This is a genomic window from Pseudomonas sp. LBUM1646, from assembly GCF_059716165.1.
On sequence record NZ_CP166810.1, the window covers coordinates 656,436 to 675,950 of the forward strand.

General features: G+C 59.4%; 14 protein-coding genes. 11 read left to right on the forward strand and 3 right to left on the reverse strand.

Translation table 11 applies throughout. The features are described 5' to 3' along the window. The first annotated feature begins 4 nt into the window (after nt 1-4). From ACA071_RS02860 to dnaB, 3 genes are all read left to right on the forward strand, one after another. Nucleotides 5-898, forward strand: a complete 894-nt coding sequence (locus ACA071_RS02860) for a hypothetical protein (protein WP_497643042.1) — start codon at nt 5-7, stop codon at nt 896-898. Nucleotides 899-917: 19 nt separating this feature from the next. After that, entirely contained in the window at nt 918-1,364 is a 447-nt protein-coding gene (rplI, locus tag ACA071_RS02865; protein ID WP_054044100.1) for a 50S ribosomal protein L9, read from the forward strand. Between the two features lie 120 nt (nt 1,365-1,484). Next, a complete protein-coding gene (dnaB, locus tag ACA071_RS02870; RefSeq protein ID WP_497643043.1) occupies nt 1,485-2,879 on the forward strand; it encodes a replicative DNA helicase in 1,395 nt (464 codons plus the stop codon). 29 nt (nt 2,880-2,908) lie between these two features. Here the strand turns inward: dnaB and ACA071_RS02875 are convergent, their stop codons facing one another. Next, nucleotides 2,909-6,781, reverse strand: a complete 3,873-nt coding sequence (locus ACA071_RS02875) for a dermonecrotic toxin domain-containing protein (protein ID WP_497643044.1) — start codon at nt 6,779-6,781, stop codon at nt 2,909-2,911. 29 nt (nt 6,782-6,810) lie between these two features. Between ACA071_RS02875 and ACA071_RS02880 the strand changes: the two genes are divergently transcribed. The 7 genes from ACA071_RS02880 (at nt 6,811) to ACA071_RS02910 (ending at nt 17,682) form a co-directional block, all read left to right on the forward strand. Continuing rightward, nucleotides 6,811-6,957, forward strand: a complete 147-nt coding sequence (locus ACA071_RS02880) for a hypothetical protein (protein ID WP_497643045.1) — start codon at nt 6,811-6,813, stop codon at nt 6,955-6,957. Between the two features lie 253 nt (nt 6,958-7,210). Beyond that, nucleotides 7,211-9,514 (forward strand): YgiQ family radical SAM protein, encoded by a 2,304-nt coding sequence (locus ACA071_RS02885; protein WP_497645261.1) that lies wholly within the window; start codon nt 7,211-7,213, stop codon nt 9,512-9,514. Nucleotides 9,515-9,741: 227 nt separating this feature from the next. Then, nucleotides 9,742-10,260: a hypothetical protein gene (locus ACA071_RS02890; protein ID WP_497643046.1), complete on the forward strand. Its 519-nt coding sequence runs from the start codon at nt 9,742-9,744 to the stop codon at nt 10,258-10,260. A gap of 175 nt (nt 10,261-10,435) precedes the next feature. After that, nucleotides 10,436-13,711 carry a transglutaminase family protein gene (locus tag ACA071_RS02895; RefSeq protein ID WP_497643047.1) on the forward strand — a complete coding sequence of 1,092 codons (3,276 nt, stop codon included), beginning with the start codon at nt 10,436-10,438 and terminating at the stop codon, nt 13,709-13,711. 88 nt (nt 13,712-13,799) lie between these two features. Then, nucleotides 13,800-16,286: a circularly permuted type 2 ATP-grasp protein gene (locus tag ACA071_RS02900; protein ID WP_497643048.1), complete on the forward strand. Its 2,487-nt coding sequence runs from the start codon at nt 13,800-13,802 to the stop codon at nt 16,284-16,286. Next, a complete protein-coding gene (locus ACA071_RS02905; RefSeq protein ID WP_497643049.1) occupies nt 16,286-17,176 on the forward strand; it encodes a transglutaminase family protein in 891 nt (296 codons plus the stop codon). Before ACA071_RS02900 ends, ACA071_RS02905 begins: the two co-directional genes overlap by 1 nt. A gap of 128 nt (nt 17,177-17,304) precedes the next feature. After that, entirely contained in the window at nt 17,305-17,682 is a 378-nt protein-coding gene (locus tag ACA071_RS02910; protein ID WP_497643050.1) for an NUDIX hydrolase, read from the forward strand. 73 nt (nt 17,683-17,755) lie between these two features. Here ACA071_RS02910 and ACA071_RS02915 read toward each other — a convergent pair whose 3' ends face one another. After that, nucleotides 17,756-17,947, reverse strand: a complete 192-nt coding sequence (locus tag ACA071_RS02915) for a hypothetical protein (protein ID WP_497643051.1) — start codon at nt 17,945-17,947, stop codon at nt 17,756-17,758. A 68-nt stretch (nt 17,948-18,015) separates the two neighbouring features. Further along, the gene (locus ACA071_RS02920; RefSeq protein WP_497643052.1) at nt 18,016-18,603 is read right to left on the reverse strand and encodes a cytokinin riboside 5'-monophosphate phosphoribohydrolase; all 588 of its coding nucleotides are present in this window, start codon (nt 18,601-18,603) and stop codon (nt 18,016-18,018) included. 343 nt (nt 18,604-18,946) lie between these two features. Between ACA071_RS02920 and azu the strand changes: the two genes are divergently transcribed. After that, nucleotides 18,947-19,393 (forward strand): azurin, encoded by a 447-nt coding sequence (gene azu / locus ACA071_RS02925; protein WP_213940968.1) that lies wholly within the window; start codon nt 18,947-18,949, stop codon nt 19,391-19,393. The last annotated feature ends 122 nt before the right edge of the window (nt 19,394-19,515 follow it).

Sequence of the window (19,515 nt, forward strand, 5' to 3'; positions counted from 1 at the left end):
AAGCATGCGCGCCATAGCTGAGTTCATCATGCGCGGCCGTGTGCAGGCCACTCTTGTAGTGGCTGGATGCGCCACATTGCCGTTGTTGTATTGGTTGGGTGCTGCCGCAGGTTGCCTTGTGCTCCTGCGGCGCGGATTGAAGGACGCCCTGGGCGTTCTTGCTCTGGGACTGCTGCCGGCCTTGGCCTGGTGGCTTTACTCCGATGACCCTCGGGCACTTCTGGTGTTGCTGGGGTCTTGGAGCCTTGCGTTGGTTTTGCGCGCAAGCGAGTCCTGGAACCGCGTGCTGCTGGTCAGCATAGCGATGGGAGTGGTGTTTGCAGTGGTGCTGGGGACAGCTTTTGCTCCCCAAATCGAGATGCTGGCGCAGGCCTTGATAAAGGTCATGCCGTCGCTACTCGGTGATGTCTACCAGAAGTTGTCGGTAGACGAGCAAGCGCGTTTCGCGTCCCTGATTGCACCAGTCCTGACCGGCCTGATTGCGGCCTTGTTGCAAATCGTCAGTGTGCTGAGCCTGCTTGTCGGGCGCTACTGGCAGGCGTTGTTGTACAACCCGGGTGGTTTTGGTCGCGAGTTTCGCGCCATCCGATTCCCGCTGGGGCTGGCGATGTTACTGCTGGCGTTCATGCTGCTGGGGCCGAACTTCGGTTCTCAGTTAGCGATGTTGACGCCGTTGTGCAGTGTACCGCTGGTGTTCGCCGGACTGGCCCTGATTCACGGGCTGGTGGCGCAAAAGCGACTGGGCAGATTCTGGCTGGTGGGGTTGTACGTAACGCTGTTGCTGTTCATGCAACTGATCTATCCGTTGCTGGTGGTCTTGGCCATCGTCGACAGCCTGATTGATTTTCGCGGTCGTCTGGCGCCGAAAGACGCCGATAACGCGAACGGTGAAGGTTAAAAGTTAAGAGGATTTTCACATGCAACTGATCCTTCTGGAAAAAGTCACCAACCTGGGCAACCTGGGTGACAAAGTGAACGTTAAGGCTGGTTACGGTCGTAACTACCTGCTGCCTTACGGCAAAGCTACCGCTGCGACCGCTGCCAACGTGGCTGCGTTCGAAGAGCGTCGCGCTGAGCTGGAAAAAGCCGCAGCAGACCGTAAAACTTCGGCTGAAAACCGCGCCGCCCAACTGGCTGAGCTGGAAGTGACTATCACTGCCACCGCTGGTGACGAAGGCAAGCTGTTCGGTTCGATCGGTACTCACGACATCGCTGATGCACTGACCGCCTCTGGCGTTGAAGTGGCAAAAAGCGAAGTTCGTCTGCCGAACGGCACTATCCGCAACGTAGGCGAATTCGACGTAGCCGTGCACCTGCACGCCGAAGTTGAAGCCACCGTACGCGTTGTCGTGGTAGCAGCTTAAGCAGCACTTGATCGGCTGGCGGCTTGTCCGTCAGACGGTTAACATCGGGCACGATCCTGTTTACAGGTCGTGCCCTTTGTCTTTCTGCAGTTCCTGATTTTCACAACTATTCAAGTGGCCATGAACGATATCTCCGCTCCCGAGCAATATGATCTGCAAACCGCGTCCCTAAAGGTGCCGCCGCACTCCATCGAGGCCGAACAGGCTGTGCTCGGTGGTTTGATGCTGGACAACAACGCTTGGGAACGCGTGCTCGATCAAGTGTCGGATGGCGATTTCTATCGACATGACCACCGCCTGATCTTCCGTGCGATCGCCAAACTGGCGGACATGAACTCGCCAATCGACGTCGTGACCCTGGCCGAGCAATTGGACAAGGAAGGGCAAACTTCGCAAGTCGGCGGCCTCGGTTACCTCGGCGAACTGGCGAAAAACACGCCGTCCGTCGCCAACATCAAGGCCTATGCCCAGATCGTTCGTGCGCGAGCGACCTTGCGCCAACTGATCGGCATTGCCTCCGAAATTGCCGACAGCGCCTTCAACCCGGAAGGCCGCACCGCTGAAGAGATTCTCGACGAAGCCGAACGGCAGATCTTCCAGATCGCCGAGGCCCGGCCAAAAACCGGCGGCCCGGTGAGCGTGAATGACCTGCTGACCAAGGCCATCGATCGCATTGACACCCTGTTCAACACTGACAATGCCATTACCGGCCTGTCCACCGGTTACACCGACCTCGACGGGATGACCAGCGGCCTGCAGCCGTCCGACCTGATCATCGTCGCCGGCCGTCCTTCCATGGGTAAAACCACCTTTGCGATGAACCTGGTGGAAAACGCCGTGTTGCGCAGCGACAAGTGCGTTCTGGTTTACTCGCTGGAGATGCCAGGCGAATCGCTGATCATGCGTATGTTGTCGTCCCTCGGGCGGATCGACCAGACCAAGGTCCGTGCCGGTCGCCTGGATGACGACGATTGGCCGCGCCTGACCTCGGCGGTCAACTTGCTCAATGATCGCAAGCTGTTCATCGACGATACGGCCGGTATCAGCCCCTCGGAAATGCGTGCGCGGACCCGACGCCTGGTGCGCGAGCACGGCGATGTCGCCCTGATCATGATCGACTACCTGCAATTGATGCAGATTCCAGGTTCCGGCGGCGACAACCGGACCAACGAGATTTCCGAAATCTCCCGTTCCTTGAAAGCCCTGGCCAAGGAATTCAACTGCCCGGTGGTGGCGCTGTCCCAGCTCAACCGCTCCCTGGAACAACGCCCGAACAAACGCCCGATCAACTCCGACCTCCGGGAATCCGGAGCGATCGAGCAGGATGCCGACGTCATCATGTTCGTGTACCGGGATGAGGTTTATCACCCGGAAACCGAGCACAAAGGCATTGCCGAGATCATCATCGGTAAACAGCGGAACGGCCCGATCGGCACGTCGCGACTGGCGTTCATCGGTAAGTACACCCGCTTCGAGAACCTTGCGCCGGGCAGCTATAACTTCGACGACGATTAACCCTCTGGCGGCGTCGATGGATACTTGCTTCAGGGGAACAAGGCTTTGATCGCTTCCTCGGTATAGCCATAGTCCCAGCGTAGTTCGTTGTCGACGGCAATGTCGTCGATGGCAAAGAACCCATATAGCAGGTAGTTTTGCTTGCGTCCGTCCGACGTTTGAACCTCCACATCGAACGACACGGCTTCCACGTTGTAACCCGTTTTAGCCTGCCTGGCCGGTTTGCCCTGTTCATACTCGAAGACCGTGTTGATTCGAGACAGAACATTGTCGCCGGACAGGAGAACGCCATGGCGTTTGACGCTGAGGAAATGGCTTTTGGGTTCTACGTCAATGAGAAACGGGTCTTTTCTGACGGCGCCGACATAAGCCGGAATCAGCCCTCCGCCATACACGCCAAGAATCTCTCCTTTGGTCAGCGGCTTTTTGCAGGTCACCATGTCTTGCCCGATCAACGCCTTTTCTTCCGGCACCTTGCAGTCGGCGGCAGTGAACTTGCGGATCTCCAGTTTCTCTTCGTACAGGTTGGCGACGCCTTCGAAATTCTCCCATTGGATGTAAGGCTTGATGACTGCACCCTCATAGCGCCTGTCGCTGTGCCTGGATTTAGCTTGAGACTGGATTTTTTTGATGCGCAGCGGTTTCCCTTGCAGGTCCCTCAGGGGATAACGGCCGTTGTTGGCACGATCAAAACCGATCAGCCTGTTAAGGCCATGTTGGTAAGATTTGATGCCGGACATGCGATCACGCTCGACCGCAGTGAACGGCTCGGAAACGTTGTATTCCGTGGCGCTTAAATAGCTGCTGCTGGTTTCCTGCGGCACTGCAAGGTGTTTTGACGGTGTGTTACCGCCCGGTGTGCCGCCCGGCAGCCCACTGTCGGTATCGATTTCCCAGCCACCTCCGGTCTTTTGCCGCACGAAGGGTTTGTACGCGCGGTAGGGGCTGCGCGCATCGATCACTCGCCAGCCCGGCCTGGCGTTCTCGACCTGGTAGTACCGATTGTTTTCCAGAATGTAGTAGGTGAACAGGCCGCTTTTGGAGGGGCTTTGCTCATGAATTCCGTCAGGGCGCAGCGACAGGCCCTTCGGTGTTTCTGGTCGGGCGAAATTCACGTCAAGGGCAAAGCCCGGGTTCGTGGCTTCTGTTGGCGATGTCGCTGTGCCCCGGCGAATGGCCAAGGGTTGCCCAAGCAGGCGCTCAATGCCGTTGTGGATCGCGTTTTTTATGCGGACCGGCCAAGTTCCTTCATCGCTGGCCAAGGCGCGGCGTTCGGTGGCAGGCAGGGCCTTCTGGATCGAAGTATAGAGGTCGCTCCGGCCGTTTAGCAGGCTGCCCGCTGCATCGTAGGCCGTGTACTTCGTACCCGTCCGCACCAGGACGCGGCGATTGACCGCAGTGTCGCTACCGGCGCTGGCCAGCAATGTCCCGTTCAGGGTCGTGTCGTGCATTTCGATTCGCACCGAAGGTGACCAGCCCGGCAGTTGTTCAAGGCAGGCCAGGGCCAGTGGGTCGCTGCTCGGGGCGTCTACGCAATCGAGGTACAAGCCCTCGCATGTCCGGGCTACGGCTGTTTCTTCGAGATACTGGGCCGCTTCGTTGTGCATGAGTGACAACAGGCTTTTTTCGCGCAGTATCCTCGTGTGTTCCTGGGCGTCGACGCTAGTGGCTAACTGCTGCAGGTAGCTTTTCGGCAGGGAAGGAATCACTTGCTGAATGTGTTGTTGTAACGGCGTTTCCGGGCGTTCGGTGAAGGTGTATAGCTTGGAAAGCAGCTCACTTTTCCGGGCCGGGGCTTGCTCGGCAAGTCGCAGGGCCAGGCGTCTGGTATTGCTGAGCAAGGAGGGTTCGGCGTCTTTCAACAGCCCGTTGAACTCGTCAGGCGCCAACGTACTTAAAACAGTGTTCAGCAGCTCACCATTTCTGAGTCGGGTTTCGGTTATTTTGAGTTCCGGTAACGTTGCCTTCGCGAGCTCGCCATAGCTGAGGAGCGCTTTCCCTTGATCATCGACGACCTTGAGCATCCGAGTCTTTGGCCACTCGGGCAGTGTGGCGAGCAGGTGCATTTGGATGAGCGGTGAGTGCGGGGTTGGCGTCTTGCCTTCGGCGCGCTCCAGGTTGAAGTCTCTGAGTTCCTGCTCCAGGCCAAAGCGTTTGACCGTATCGATCAGAGAGGCGGGTGGCTGCTGAGCCTTCAGGTGGAGTTCGCGTAGCGCCGTTTTTCCCAACCCGCTGACCAGCAGAATCGACTCAACGGCTTCTTCACGAATGCTTGAGGCGACAGGCCCCAGTCGCTTGATCAGCTTCAGCCCATCCCAGGTTTGCGGGTCCTCGTGCATCAGGCGCCAGGCACCTGCGCCGTTGTGCTGCAAGTTTGGGGTGTGGGCCTCGGGATCCGAAGGATGTTGCAGTTGCCATGGGTCGCCGGAGGTGACGTTTTTAACCTCGTAGAAATGCTCGTCCAGTGCCAGCCAGGTTTTTTCGTTGTGCTCATATAGCCCTTGGGCGTTGGGGCGCAGGGTGGTGGGCAGGTCGGGTGCCTGACGATAAGCGCTCAGGTCGCTGTTCCATAATCGCAGACGACCATCGCGTAACTTGACGTTGACTAGCCCGGCCGTGAAACCCACGGTTTTCACCGCGCCGGCCGTGACGCCCGCCAGGATTGCGTTGTCGGCAACGTCCAGCAAATCGTTCAAGGCTTCATCACTGTCGCCGCGGCTCCAGGCGGCCAGGCCGTGATAGACCGTACCGATCAACTGGCCGGCAGTCATCACCAACAAAACCTCGCCCACCACGGGTAAAAAGGAGACAGCAAGCATTAGCAGCGTCAGCCCTGCCTCTTCGTAACGCTGGTGCCTCTTCATTCTGCTGGTGGCGTCGGCGTCCGCCGTGGAGACGACCAGGGCGCCCGCATCATTTTTGATCTTGGCGATACGTTGGTCGACGATGGCGTCGAAGACATCGCCAGCAATCCGGGCGCGAACCACCGGCTCGACGATGTAGGGCTTGCCTGGAGGGGAGGAGCCCGCCCCGTCGGCGCCTAGGGTGAACGTTTCCCCTTCGTGCCGAGAGGGCACGAAGCGTTGAAAGAATTTCAGATACGGCGGGGAAACCAGTTTCTCCGCCAGCTTCACCTTGAGGTCGTCGAATGAGGGGTATCGTTGGATAGGGCTGATCGGGTCTTCTGGAATGTAGAGCACTTGATAGCGGTCGAAACGTTTGTCGCCGATGACCAGAATGCCGGGCAACACCACCGCGTTGATTTTCAGGTGTGAGCAGCTCAAATCATCGTGCTGTCCTTTGCGAAGCAGTTCGAGCAACAGATTGTAGAGGTCTTGAGAGATCACCTTCTGCATCCGCGCCGTGTGAATGGCCACCTCAAAGGTGTTTTGTTCATGCGGCTTGAGCAGGGTTTCCGGGTGTTTTGCGGTGTCGTCCTTGGTGGCGGGTGGTTTGAGCACCTCGCTGATGTGTTGGCGATAGAGCTGGCCGATGTCCATGTCGCGACAGAGTTTGGCGAAGCGTTCCGGGCCGACGCTGCTCATGTTGCCGTTGGCGAGCCCGGACACGTAGAGTCCGGAGCCTGCTTCAAAACCATCGTCCAGGGATTCGGCTTCTTCGAAGTTCTGCAGGGCGGCTTCCAGAAGCGTATGTTCGGTGGTTTTCTGATGGGTTTTTATCAGCCCGAACAAATGGTGGTTTTTCCACTCGTGCACCAATGTAGATTTATCCGGGTCCAGCAACGCCAGATCACCTGTCAATTTTGCTTTCAGCAGGGGCCGCGCGAAGTCGAGCGGGCTTTTTAGCGCCTTGAAGAGTGCGGCGAGCTCATGCCTGGATTGATTGCTTGCCAGCAGACTGGTGCGAAAGGCACTGCGCAGCTCAGGTGAAGCCTGCTTCAACCAGAGGGGCAGTTGGTCCTTGATGAAGCGTGCGTGAGCGGGGGACGGTGTTGGTGTTGGTGTTGGTGTTGGTGTTGGTGTTGGTGTTGGTGTTGGTGTTGGTGTTGGTGTTGGTGTTGGTGTTGGTGTTGGTGTTGGTGTTGCTGTTGCTGTTGCGATGGGGGCCGGTTGAATAGGTGTCGAGTCTTTCAATGATTGCTCCGTGGCTCAATTGAGCGGGCCTGATGGTCGAAGCACCAGACTACCCACGGGATTTTTTTTCGAGGAATCACTATGTAGTGCCATGTGGTCGGCAAAAAATGCCGTGCAGGCCACTGGGTAAATCAGGTTGAAGGTAAAAGCCGACCATTGTCGTCGGAATTGGTTATTTTTTGTGCTATATTCCGCGCCCGCGAAATTCAATGAAAGCCAACGCCGGTTATCGACATGATGCAAGCAGCCAAGCCGTTATTTGACTATCCCAAGTACTGGGCCGAATGTTTCGGGCCAGCGCCATTCCTGCCCATGAGCAGGGAGGAGATGGATCAGCTCGGCTGGGATTCCTGCGACATCATCATCGTCACCGGTGATGCGTACGTTGACCATCCGTCGTTCGGCATGGCGATCATCGGCCGGCTGCTGGAGTCCCAGGGCTTCCGCGTCGGGATCATTGCCCAGCCGAACTGGCAGTCCAAAGACGACTTCATGAAGCTCGGCGAGCCGAATCTGTTCTTCGGTGTCGCGGCCGGCAACATGGACTCGATGATCAACCGCTACACCGCCGACAAGAAAATCCGTTCCGACGACGCCTACACCCCCGGTGGCTTGGCGGGCAAACGTCCGGATCGCGCGAGCCTGGTCTACAGCCAGCGCTGCAAGGAAGCCTACAAAAACGTGCCGATCGTCCTCGGTGGCATCGAAGCTTCCCTGCGCCGCATCGCCCACTACGATTACTGGCAGGACCGGGTGCGCAACTCGATCCTGATCGATGCCAGCGCCGACATCCTGCTGTACGGCAACGCCGAACGTGCGATTGTCGAAGTTGCCCAGCGTCTGTCCTACGGTCACAAGATCGAAGACATCACCGACGTGCGCGGCACCGCGTTCATCCGTCGTGATACGCCGAAAGACTGGTACGAAGTCGATTCCACGCGCATCGATCGTCCGGGTAAGGTCGACAAGATCATCAACCCGTACGTAAACACCCAGGACACCCAGGCCTGCGCCATCGAGCAGGAAAAGGGTCCGCTTGAAGATCCGGAAGAAGCCAAAGTCGTTCAGATTCTGGCCAGCCCGAAGATGACCCGCGACAAGACCGTGATTCGCCTGCCATCGGTTGAGAAAGTCCGTGGCGACGCCGTTCTTTATGCTCACGCCAACCGCGTGCTTCACCTGGAAACCAACCCGGGCAACGCCCGTGCGCTGGTGCAGAAGCACGGCGAAGTCGACGTCTGGTTCAACCCGCCGCCGATTCCGATGACCACCGAAGAAATGGACTACGTGTTCGGCATGCCTTACGCACGGATTCCGCACCCGGCATACGGCAAGGAAAAGATTCCTGCCTACGACATGATCCGCTTCTCGGTGAACATCATGCGTGGCTGCTTCGGCGGCTGCACTTTCTGCTCGATCACCGAGCACGAAGGCCGGATCATTCAGAACCGTTCCGAAGAGTCGATCATTCGCGAAATCGAAGAGATCCGCGACAAGGTCCCAGGCTTCACCGGCGTCATTTCCGACCTCGGTGGCCCGACCGCGAACATGTACCGCATCGCCTGCAAGAGCCCGGAAATCGAATCTGCGTGCCGCAAGCCATCGTGCGTGTTCCCAGGCATCTGCCCGAACCTGAACACCGACCACTCGTCGTTGATTCAGCTGTATCGCAGCGCTCGTGCCTTGCCGGGAGTGAAGAAGATCCTGATCGCTTCCGGCCTGCGCTACGACCTCGCGGTCGAGTCGCCGGAATACGTCAAAGAGCTGGTGACCCACCACGTCGGTGGTTACCTGAAGATCGCCCCGGAACACACCGAGGAAGGTCCGCTCAACCAGATGATGAAACCGGGCATCGGCAGCTATGACAAGTTCAAGCGCATGTTCGAGAAGTACTCCAAGGAAGCCGGGAAAGAGCAGTACCTGATTCCGTACTTCATTGCCGCTCACCCGGGCACCACCGACGAAGACATGATGAACCTGGCCCTGTGGCTCAAGGGCAACGGCTTCAGGGCCGACCAGGTGCAGGCGTTCTACCCGTCGCCGATGGCCACCGCCACCGCGATGTACCACTCGGGCAAGAACCCGCTGCGTAAGGTCACTTACAAGAGCGACGCGGTCACCATCGTCAAGAGCGAAGAGCAGCGTCGTCTGCACAAAGCGTTCTTGCGTTATCACGACCCGAAAGGCTGGCCGATGCTGCGTGAAGCGCTGACCCGCATGGGCCGTGCCGACCTGATCGGGCCGGGCAAAACCCAGTTGATCCCGTTGCATCAGCCGGCCACCGACAGCTACCAGAGCGCCCGTCGCAAGAACTCGACGCCGGCTGGCAGCCATAAAGTGGCGGGGGAGAAGACCACCAAGATCCTGACCCAGCACACCGGCCTGCCGCCGCGTGCCAGCGATGGTGGCAACCCGTGGGACAAGCGTGAACAGGCCAAGGCTGCGGCGTTCGCCCGCAACCAGCAGGCTGCGAAGGATCGCAAGGACGCGGCCAAAGGCAAGGGGCCAAAGCCTGCGCGTAAGCCGGTTGTACCGCGCTAAGCGCTGACCGCTGATAACAAAACGCCAACCTTCGGGTTGGCGTTTTGCTGATTGTTGCTGATCTACTGATCGTTCCCACGCTCTGCGTGGGAACGCCTCTAGGGACGCTCCGCGTCCAGTGACGCGGAGCGTCACGGGCTGCATTCCCACGCAGAGCGTGGGAACGATCAGACGCAGGAGCGTGGGAACGATCAGGTTGCAGCTTTTCAACTTCAAGGAAGAACACCGTGTCCCGCCGCAAGAAATCCCCCGCGCCACACACCGCCGCCGACAAACTCATGCAACTGAAGTTCGCCCACTGGCTGGCCTGGCAACCGTATGTGCGGCGCTACGGATGGATTCATGTGGCGGTCATGATGATGACGATTTTTGCCATGTCATTGACCGGCTCGGTGTTCGGAACGGCATTTTTTCCACATGACTACCCGATGATGGAGTACGTCCTCTTCGCCATGTTCGGCGGGTGTCTGGTGATGTGCCTGTGTTTCATCGCGCTGATTCGCGGTTACCCCAAGGCGGTCTGGGGGTTGTTCACGATGCTGGTGTGCTGTCTGTCGATCACGTTGCTGGTGATGGTCGAGGCGAATCATATGGGGTTTGTCTGGATAGCGGCTGTGCCGTCGCTGATCGGTCTGTACTTGATGAGCACGCGTCGTTACCAGCGTGGGATCAAGGTGCTGCAGGTGGGCGCTCGCATCCGTCAGCGGATCAAGCGGCTGGAAGCGAGCCTGAAGCACACCCTTTGAGGCTCACGCGGTAGCGGCTTGCTACATTTGCGTGCACCTGGCCCAAACCAAATTCCCGCATCGCCCGATTTTGGTGCTGTACTGCCCTTAGCAAATCTGTGAAAGCGCCAGCGCTGCTGGGTGGCATAAGTCTTGCGCGCTTTCAAATACGCTTAAGGCTCGCAGGAGGCACGCCGTGTCGATTCATGTCGCATTGCATCACGTCACGCATTACCGCTACGACCGCGCTGTCGAGCTCGGTCCGCAGATCGTTCGCCTGCGCCCGGCAGCCCACAGTCGCACGCGGATTTTGTCCTATGCGCTGAAAGTCTCGCCCGAGCAGCACTTCATCAACTGGCAACAGGACCCTCAGGGCAATTACCTGGCGCGGTTGGTGTTCCCGGAAAAAACCGATGAGCTGCGGATCGAAGTCGACCTGCTGGCAGAAATGGCGGTGTTCAATCCCTTCGATTTCTTCCTTGAGCCCTACGCGGAAAAGATCCCGTTCACCTATGCCGCCGACGAGCGCAAGGAGCTGGCGCCGTACCTGGAAACCTTGCCCCTGACGCCAAAGTTCAAGGCCTATCTGGACGGCATCGACCGCACGCCGCTGCCCAGCGTGGATTTCCTCGTCGCCCTCAACCAGCGCCTGAGTGAAGACATCGGCTACCTGATCCGCATGGAGCCCGGCGTCCAGACCCCCGAACACACCCTGGAACACGCCTCCGGTTCCTGCCGCGACTCGGCGTGGCTGCTGGTGCAATTGCTGCGCAACCTCGGGCTGGCGGCGCGTTTCGTCTCCGGTTACCTGATCCAGCTGACCGCCGACGTCAAAAGCCTCGATGGCCCTTCGGGCACAGAGGTGGACTTCACCGATTTGCACGCCTGGTGCGAGGTCTACTTGCCCGGTGCCGGCTGGATCGGCCTGGACGCGACCTCAGGGCTGTTTGCCGGTGAAGGACACATTCCGTTGGCGTGCAGTCCCGATCCGGGCTCTGCGGCACCGATCAGTGGCTTGGTAGAGCCGTGCGAGTGCGAATTCACCCACGAAATGTCCGTGGAGCGGATTTGGGAAGCACCACGGGTCACAAAGCCCTACACCGAAGACCAGTGGCTGGCGATCCAGGCGCTGGGCCGGCAAATCGATGCCGACCTGCTGGAAGGCGACGTACGCCTGACCATGGGCGGCGAGCCGACCTTCGTTTCCATCGATGACCCCGACGGCGCCGAGTGGAACACCGCGGCCCTCGGCCCGGACAAGCGTCGCCTGTCCGCCGAACTGTTCCAGCGCATGCGTAAGCATTACGCGCCCAAAGGCCTGGTGCATTTCGGCCAGGGCAAGTGGTATCCGGGCGAGCAATTGCCGCGTTGGTCGCTGAATTGCTATTGGCGTCGTGACGGCGTGCCGATCTGGCACAACAGCGCGCTGATCGCCGACGAGCAGGAAGACTACGGCGCCGATGGCGAACTGGCCGGGCGTTTTCTGGCGAGTGTTGCCGAGCGCTTGAAAATTCCGACACGCTTTGTGTTCCCGGCCTACGAAGATAATTTCTATTACCTCTGGCGCGAAGGCGCTTTGCCGCAGAACGTCAGCGCCGAAGACTCACGCCTGGAAGAACCGTTAGAGCGGGCGCGACTGCGCAAAGTCTTCAGCCAAGGGCTGGACAAGGTCATTGGCCAGGTCCTGCCGCTGGCGCGCACCGCCAAGGGTGATCAATGGCAGAGCGGTCGCTGGTACCTGCGCGATGAACACTGCCGGTTGGTGCCGGGGGATTCGCCGCTGGGTTATCGTTTGCCGCTGGGGTCGCAGCCTTGGGTGAAGGCGGCGGAGTATCCATTCATCTACCCTAACGATCCGAACCAGGAATTCCCGGCGCTTCCAGATACTCAGCAGTTGAACAGTCCAGGCACGCCGGCTGAAGCGGTTGAACGGGAAATTGAGGTCGACGAATCCGCCGACTGGCTGACCCGCACCGCATTCTGCGCCGAAGCGCGGGACGGCCGGTTGTACCTGTTCATGCCGCCGCTGGAGCGGGTCGAGGATTACCTGGAACTGGTCACTGCCATCGAGGCCACCGCTGAGGAATTGCATTGCCCGGTGTTGCTGGAAGGCTATGAACCGCCGAGCGATCCGCGCCTGAGTAACTTCCGCATCACCCCGGATCCGGGCGTGATCGAGGTTAACGTGCAGCCATCCGCCACTTGGGATGAGCTGGTTGAACGCACCGAATTTCTTTACGAAGAAGCGCGCCAGACTCGGCTGACCACCGAGAAATTCATGATTGACGGCCGCCACACTGGCACCGGTGGCGGCAACCATTTCGTACTGGGTGGCGCGACACCGGCTGACTCACCGTTCCTGCGCCGTCCGGACTTGCTGCGCAGCCTGATCAGTTACTGGCATAACCACCCGTCCTTGTCCTACCTGTTTTCCGGACTGTTCATCGGCCCGACGTCCCAGGCACCACGGGTGGACGAGGCGCGTAATGACTCGTTGTATGAGCTGGAAATCGCCTTCGCCCAGATGCCGAAACCGGGGGAGGAGTGCGCGCCGTGGCTGGTGGATCGACTGCTGCGCAACCTGCTGATCGACGTGACGGGCAACACCCACCGCGCCGAGTTTTGCATCGACAAACTCTATTCGCCGGATGGCGCCACCGGGCGACTCGGCTTGCTGGAGTTGCGAGCATTTGAAATGCCGCCCCATGCGCGCATGAGCCTGGCCCAGCAGTTGTTGCTGCGGGCGCTGGTGGCGCGGTTCTGGCGTGAACCTTATGCGCCGCCGAAACTGGCGCGCTGGGGTACCGAGTTGCACGATCGTTTCCTGTTACCGCACTTTATCGAGCAGGATTTCGCCGACGTCATCGTCGATCTGAATGCTGCCGGTTATCCGGTGCGGGCGGAGTGGTTTGCCGCGCATCTGGAGTTTCGTTTCCCCAAGGTCGGCGACTACGCTGTCAGTGGTATCGAGCTGGAAGTGCGTCAGGCCCTGGAGCCTTGGCATGTGCTGGGCGAGGAGGGCGCGGTCGGCGGCACGGTGCGTTATGTGGATTCGTCCCTGGAGCGTTTGCAGGTCAAAGTCACGGGACTGGCGCCGCAACGCTATCTGCTGACCTGCAACGGCATCCCGGTGCCGTTGCAACCGACCGGCCGGGTTGGCGAATTTGTCGCGGGCGTGCGGTTCCGCGCCTGGCAACCGTCCAACTGCCTGCAACCGACCATCCCGGTCCACGCGCCGCTGGTGTTCGACTTGCTCGACACCTGGATGGAACGCTCTCTGGGTGGCTGTCAGTACCATGTCGCCCATCCGGGTGGGCGCAACTATGACAGCTTGCCGGTGAACGCCAATGAAGCAGAGAGCCGGCGCATGGCGCGATTCTTCCGAATCGGACACACCCCTGGGAAACTTCCTATACCGAACGTGACGATTAACGACGAACTGCCGATGACACTCGATTTGCGACGTTTCTAAGCCCTACGCGACGCTCGGATTTTTCGTATATCCGAGCGTCATGAGCCTGCGTTAGTCTGACCGTTCTTTGCTGTCTGCCGAGCTTTCCATGCCTGACCTGCTTGACCGCTACCCGCTGACGGCGGGCACTTACCATGAACTGCTCGATGACAGCGGCGCGGTGCGCCCGCACTGGCGTCGGCTGTTCGACCAATTGCAACGCAGCACCCCGGCGCAACTGGTGCAGCGCCAGGCTTTGCTGACTCGGCAGATCCAGGAAAACGGCGTGACTTACAACGTCTATGCCGATCCCAAGGGTGCCGATCGTCCGTGGGAACTGGACCTGTTGCCCCATGTGATTGCTGCCGATGAGTGGCAGCAATTGTCCGCCGGGATTGCCCAGCGGGCGCGCTTGCTCAACGCGGTGCTGGCGGATCTTTATGGTCCGCAGCGTTTGATCGCTGAAGGCCTGCTGCCGGCCGAGCTGGTGTTCGGGCACAACAACTTCCTCTGGCCTTGCCAGGGGATAGCTCCGCCTGACGGGGCTTTTCTGCATCTATACGCCGTGGATCTGGCACGCACCCCTGACGGTCGTTGGTGGGTCACCGCTGACCGGACCCAGGCGCCGTCCGGTGCCGGCTATGCGTTGGAAAACCGTACCATCGTGTCCCGGGCCTTCCCCGAGTTGTACCGGGATTTGAAGGTGCAGCACCTGGCCGGGTTTTTCCGCACCTTGCAGGAAACGTTGGCCCGCCAGGCACCGTGTGACGATGAAGCGCCGCTGGTGGTGCTGTTGACGCCGGGACGATTCAACGAAAGCTATTTCGAACATTTGTACCTGGCGCGCCAGCTCGGTTATCCACTGGTGGAGGGCGGCGACCTGACGGTTCGCGACGCCACCGTCTACCTGAAAACCCTGAGCGGTCTGCGCCGGGTCCACGCGATCATGCGTCGGCTCGACGATGATTTCTGCGATCCGCTGGAGCTGCGTACCGACTCGGCCCTCGGTGTGCCTGGGTTGCTGGAAGCCGTGCGCCAAGGTCGGGTGCTGGTGGCGAATGCCTTGGGCAGCGGCGTACTGGAGTCGCCGGGCCTGCTGGGCTTCCTGCCAAGGATCAATCAATTCCTGTTTGGTGAAGAACTGATCCTGCCGTCCATCGCCACCTGGTGGTGCGGTGAAGCGCCGGTGCTCGCGCAAGCCCTGGAAAAATTGCCTGAATTGCTGATCAAACCAGCATTTCCGTCCCAGAGCTTTGCACCGGTGTTTGGCCGGGATTTGAGTGAAAAACAGCGTAAAGCGCTGGCGGAACGCATGCAGGCGCGTCCTTATGCTTATGTCGCGCAAGAACTGGCGCAACTGTCCCAGGCACCAATCTGGCAAGCCGAAGATGGCCATCTGCAACCTCGGGCCATCGGCATGCGTGTATATGCGGTGGCGAGTCGCGATGGCTATCGGGTGTTGCCCGGCGGCTTGACCCGGGTGGCGGCCGAGGCCGACGCCGAAGTGGTGTCGATGCAGCGCGGTGGCGCGAGCAAGGACACGTGGGTACTCGGCGAGCGAGCCCCCAGCGGTGAACAATGGAAAACCCAGCGCGCCATCGGCGTCCACGATCTGGTGCGGCGCGATCCGTATCTGCCGTCGCGGGTGGTCGAGAACCTTTTCTGGTTCGGGCGTTACTGTGAACGCTGCGATGACAGCGCGCGGCTGCTGCGGATCATGCTGGCGCGCTATGTCGATGGCGACGACCCGCAAGCGCTGGAAGCGGCGGTCGATCTCGGTGAGCGGCTGAACCTGTTGCCCGACGAAGGCGAGTTGCCGGAACGCTTGCTGGCGGCGTTGCTCGGTGATGACTGGCCGTTCAGCCTGCGTTCCAACCTGCAACGTTTGCAGTGGGCGGCCTCGCAAGTGCGCGGCAAGCTCTCGCGGGAAAACTGGCAGGCGCTGGTGGAGTTGCAGCGCGAAGCCATCGAGCTTGAGACCGAAGAACCGGATTTCGGCGAGTTGCTGGATTTCCTCAACCGCTTGGTGATGTCGTTGGCGGCGCTGTCCGGTTTTGCCCTGGACGACATGACCCGGGACGAAGGCTGGCGCTTCCTGATGATCGGCCGGCGGATCGAGCGACTGCAGTTTCTCAGCGGCAGCCTCGCGGCGTTTCTGCGTGGTGCTGGCGCCTTCGATCAAGCCGGGCTGGAATGGTTGCTGGAATTGGGCAACAGCAGCATCACCTACCGCTCGCGCTACCTGGCGGTTGCGCAGTTAATACCGGTGCTCGACCTGTTGCTCCTGGATGAACAGAACCCGCATGCGGTGCTGTTCCAGTTGAAACTGGTCACCCGGACCTTGAAGCGCTTGAACGACGATTTCGGTGCTCCGCGAGAGGCTGGGCTGCCGCAACTGGTGGAGCGTTTGATGCATTTCGATTTGGGTTGTCTGGAGAACTCGTTGTTTGGTGAGGCCAGCGTCCATGCGGCTATCGAGGGCTTGGCCGATCTGCTGCAAGAGATCGCCGATGCCAGTGGCCAGGTCTCGGATCGTTTGGCCTTGCGTCATTTCGCCCATGTCGATGATGTCAGCCAGCGCACGGTGTCCGTCTGATGAATGCCCGTTACCAGATTTTCCACGACACCCATTATCACTACGACAGCCCGGTGTCCCTGGCTCAGCAACTGGCGCACCTGTGGCCGCGCGCCTGTACCTGGCAGCGCTGCACCGCGCAGGCGTTGTTGATCAGCCCGGACCCGACGACCCGTCGGGACGAACTGGACGTATTCGGTAATCCGCTGACCCGCTTGGCGTTCGAGCGGCCTCACGATGAATTGCTGGTGAATGCCGAACTTACTGTCGAAGTACTGGCCCGGCCAATTCTGGATTTCACTCAATCGCCGGCCTGGGAAGAAACTCGCAATGCGTTGACCTACAGCAGCCAGCCGCTTTCACCGGAGCTGCTGGAAGCCTGTCGTTATCGTTTCGAATCGCCGTACGTGCATTTGAAGCGCAACTTTGTCGAGTTCTCGGAAAGCTGCTTTCCACCGGGCCGGCCGTTGTTACTGGGTGTCCAGGCGTTGATGGAGAAGATTTTCAGCGAGTTCACCTTCGACGCCGAGGCGACCCAGGTGGCTACGCCCTTGGTGGAAGTGCTGGAGCGTCGGCGCGGGGTCTGTCAGGACTTTGCGCACTTGATGCTCGCGTGTGTGCGCTCGCGCGGTTTGGCGGCGCGGTATATCAGCGGTTACCTGCTGACTCAGCCTCCACCGGGGCAACCACGGATGATCGGCGCCGATGCGTCCCATGCCTGGGTCTCGGTGTTTTGCCCGGTGCTGGGCTGGGTGGATTTTGACCCGACCAACAATGTGCAACCGGCGCTGGAACACATCACGCTGGCATGGGGCCGGGATTTTTCCGATGTGTCGCCGCTGCGTGGGGTGATTCTTGGCGGTGGCAACCATGACCCGGAGGTTCGGGTGACGGTGATGCCGCTGGACTAGGTAGATCGTTCCCACGCTCTGCGTGGGAATGCCTCACTGGACGCTCTGCGTCCGCTTTGGGACGCGGAGCGTCCCGGGCTGCATTCCCACGCAGAGCGTGGGAACGATCATATTGAAGGAGAATTCCGATGTTCCCGGTTTCAATCAAAGGCGTCCTGCAATCCCCCGAAGGCCTGGTCGTGCTGATGCTTAACGAGCGCGACGAATGGGAATTGCCCGGCGGGCGGATTGAACTCGGCGAGACAGCGCCAGACTGCCTGGCACGAGAAATTGCCGAGGAACTGGACGTTGCAGTGGAGGTGGGAGTACCGCTGGATTCGTATCTGTTCGAGGTGATCCCCGGCAAACACGTGTTCATCTCAACTTACCGCTGCCAGTTGCTGGGCGGTTTTGTGCCGAAAGTAAGTCATGAACACAAGGAGATCGGGCTGTTTGATCCGGCGCATTTGCCGGCCAACTTGCCCAAGGGCTATCGCGAATCGATTAACAAAGCGTTGGGCCTGTGAGGGTCAGCAGCAAGGCTGCTGACCCTGGACACAGATCCGGTGAGCCTGATCAGATCATCGGGCCCTGAGGGTCTCAGGCGTCGGGCGCCTGATCTTTCGGTGCTTCAATAGCATCTTCTGCCGCCACTTCACCTTCTGCATCCGGGTTCAGTGCTGCTGCTTCTTCTTCAGCTGTAGCTTTCTTGCGCTGAAGCTTTTCCTCTTTCTTCTGCTCCTTGGCCAAGTCTCTCTGACGTTTGGCGAAGGAATAATTAGGTTTAGCCATGGGCGATCCTCTGGGGTCGAAGGTGAGGTTGAGCGGCGCATATTCTGCCTTGTATCGGTGCCTAGCCGTTAGCTGGGTTTTTGCTCGGCCCATTTTGGCAGGATCGAGGGTTGCCAGGCGTCCAGAGCATCGATCAGGGTTTGCGGCGATTCGCTCACTTGCAGCATGTCACGGTGTGGTTCGCGAACGAAGCCTTCGCCGACGATATGATCAAGAAAAGCGGTCAATTGGCCATAGAAACCGTTTACTTCGAGCAAACCGAGCGGTTTGCCGTGGTAGCCGAGCTGGCCCCAGGTCCAGACTTCGAACAGTTCTTCCAGTGTGCCGAGGCCGCCGGGCAACGCGATAAACGCATCGCTGAGTTCAGCCATCCGCGCCTTGCGCGCATGCATGCCGTCGACCACTTCCAGACGCGTCAGGCCGCTGTGGCCGATTTCCTTATCTTTGAGGCTTTGCGGGATGATCCCGATCACTTCACCGCCCGCGGCCAGTGCGGCATCGGCGACGATTCCCATCAGCCCGACGGCGCCGCCGCCATAGACCAGGGTCAGCTTGCGCTCGGCCAGTGCTCGCCCCAAGGCGACAGCCGCTTCACGATAAGCCGGGTTGGTGCCAGTACTGGCACCGCAAAATACACAAACGGACGCGATAGACATGCCTTACTCCAGGGTCAGGATGGCCACAGAGTAAAGGCAGGCAAGCGTCGCTCCAAGGATTAAACCTCGCGTTTGGGTGTCTCGTAGGTACCGCTGGCGCCACAGGCATAGGCGGCGAGCAAACTGCACAAAAAGCTGTTGATGGACATGACAGGCGCTCCAGATAAGGGATGACGACCTGAGGATAGGGCCGGACCAGACGCCTGGCTGTTAGATTGTTTCGATGAGTGTCATAGCCCGAAAGTTGTATACAATTTTTGATTCAGGTCATAGGAACTTGCGAAGTTTTCAGGCAGTCTTCTGTCCATTCGCGTTTTCGTTAACCCTGCCTTGGAGATTCACCATGTTTGCCAAACTTGTTGCGGTATCCCTGCTGACGCTGGCCAGCAGCCAATTGATGGCTGCCGAGTGCAAGACCACCATCGACTCCACAGACCAAATGTCCTTCAACAGCAAGGCCATTGAAATCGACAAGAGCTGCAAAACCTTCACCGTCGAGCTGACCCACTCCGGCAGCCTGCCGAAAAACGTCATGGGCCATAACTGGGTGCTGAGCAAAGAGGCTGACATGCAGCCAATCGCCACCGCTGGCCTGGCCGCGGGCATCGACAAGAACTACCTGCCGGAAGGCGACGCACGCATCATCGCCCACACCAAAATCATTGGTGCCAAGGAGACCGACTCGGTGACTTTCGATGTGTCGAAACTCGACGCTGCCGAGAAGTACGGCTTCTTCTGCTCGTTCCCGGGCCACATCTCGATGATGAAAGGCACGGTTACCCTGAAGTAATCGAATTGCACGCATAAAAAAAGCGTCCACTTGGGACGCTTTTTTTGGCTGATTCATGAGTCAACGCAAATCCCTGTAGGAGCTGTCGAGTGAAACGAGGCTGCGATCTTTTGATTCTGTTT

What these genes read in the sequence shown, in the direction of transcription:
- ACA071_RS02885 (WP_497645261.1), top strand. Translation starts at nt 7,211, where the DNA reads ATGCAAGCAGCCAAGCCGTTATTTGACTATCCCAAGTACTGGGCCGAA.
- ACA071_RS02905 (WP_497643049.1), top strand. Translation starts at nt 16,286, where the DNA reads ATGAATGCCCGTTACCAGATTTTCCACGACACCCATTATCACTACGAC.
- azu (WP_213940968.1), top strand. Translation starts at nt 18,947, where the DNA reads ATGTTTGCCAAACTTGTTGCGGTATCCCTGCTGACGCTGGCCAGCAGC.
- ACA071_RS02860 (WP_497643042.1), top strand. Translation starts at nt 5, where the DNA reads ATGCGCGCCATAGCTGAGTTCATCATGCGCGGCCGTGTGCAGGCCACT.
- ACA071_RS02910 (WP_497643050.1), top strand. Translation starts at nt 17,305, where the DNA reads ATGTTCCCGGTTTCAATCAAAGGCGTCCTGCAATCCCCCGAAGGCCTG.
- dnaB (WP_497643043.1), top strand. Translation starts at nt 1,485, where the DNA reads ATGAACGATATCTCCGCTCCCGAGCAATATGATCTGCAAACCGCGTCC.
- ACA071_RS02900 (WP_497643048.1), top strand. Translation starts at nt 13,800, where the DNA reads ATGCCTGACCTGCTTGACCGCTACCCGCTGACGGCGGGCACTTACCAT.
- ACA071_RS02915 (WP_497643051.1), bottom strand. Translation starts at nt 17,947, where the DNA reads ATGGCTAAACCTAATTATTCCTTCGCCAAACGTCAGAGAGACTTGGCC.
- ACA071_RS02920 (WP_497643052.1), bottom strand. Translation starts at nt 18,603, where the DNA reads ATGTCTATCGCGTCCGTTTGTGTATTTTGCGGTGCCAGTACTGGCACC.
- rplI (WP_054044100.1), top strand. Translation starts at nt 918, where the DNA reads ATGCAACTGATCCTTCTGGAAAAAGTCACCAACCTGGGCAACCTGGGT.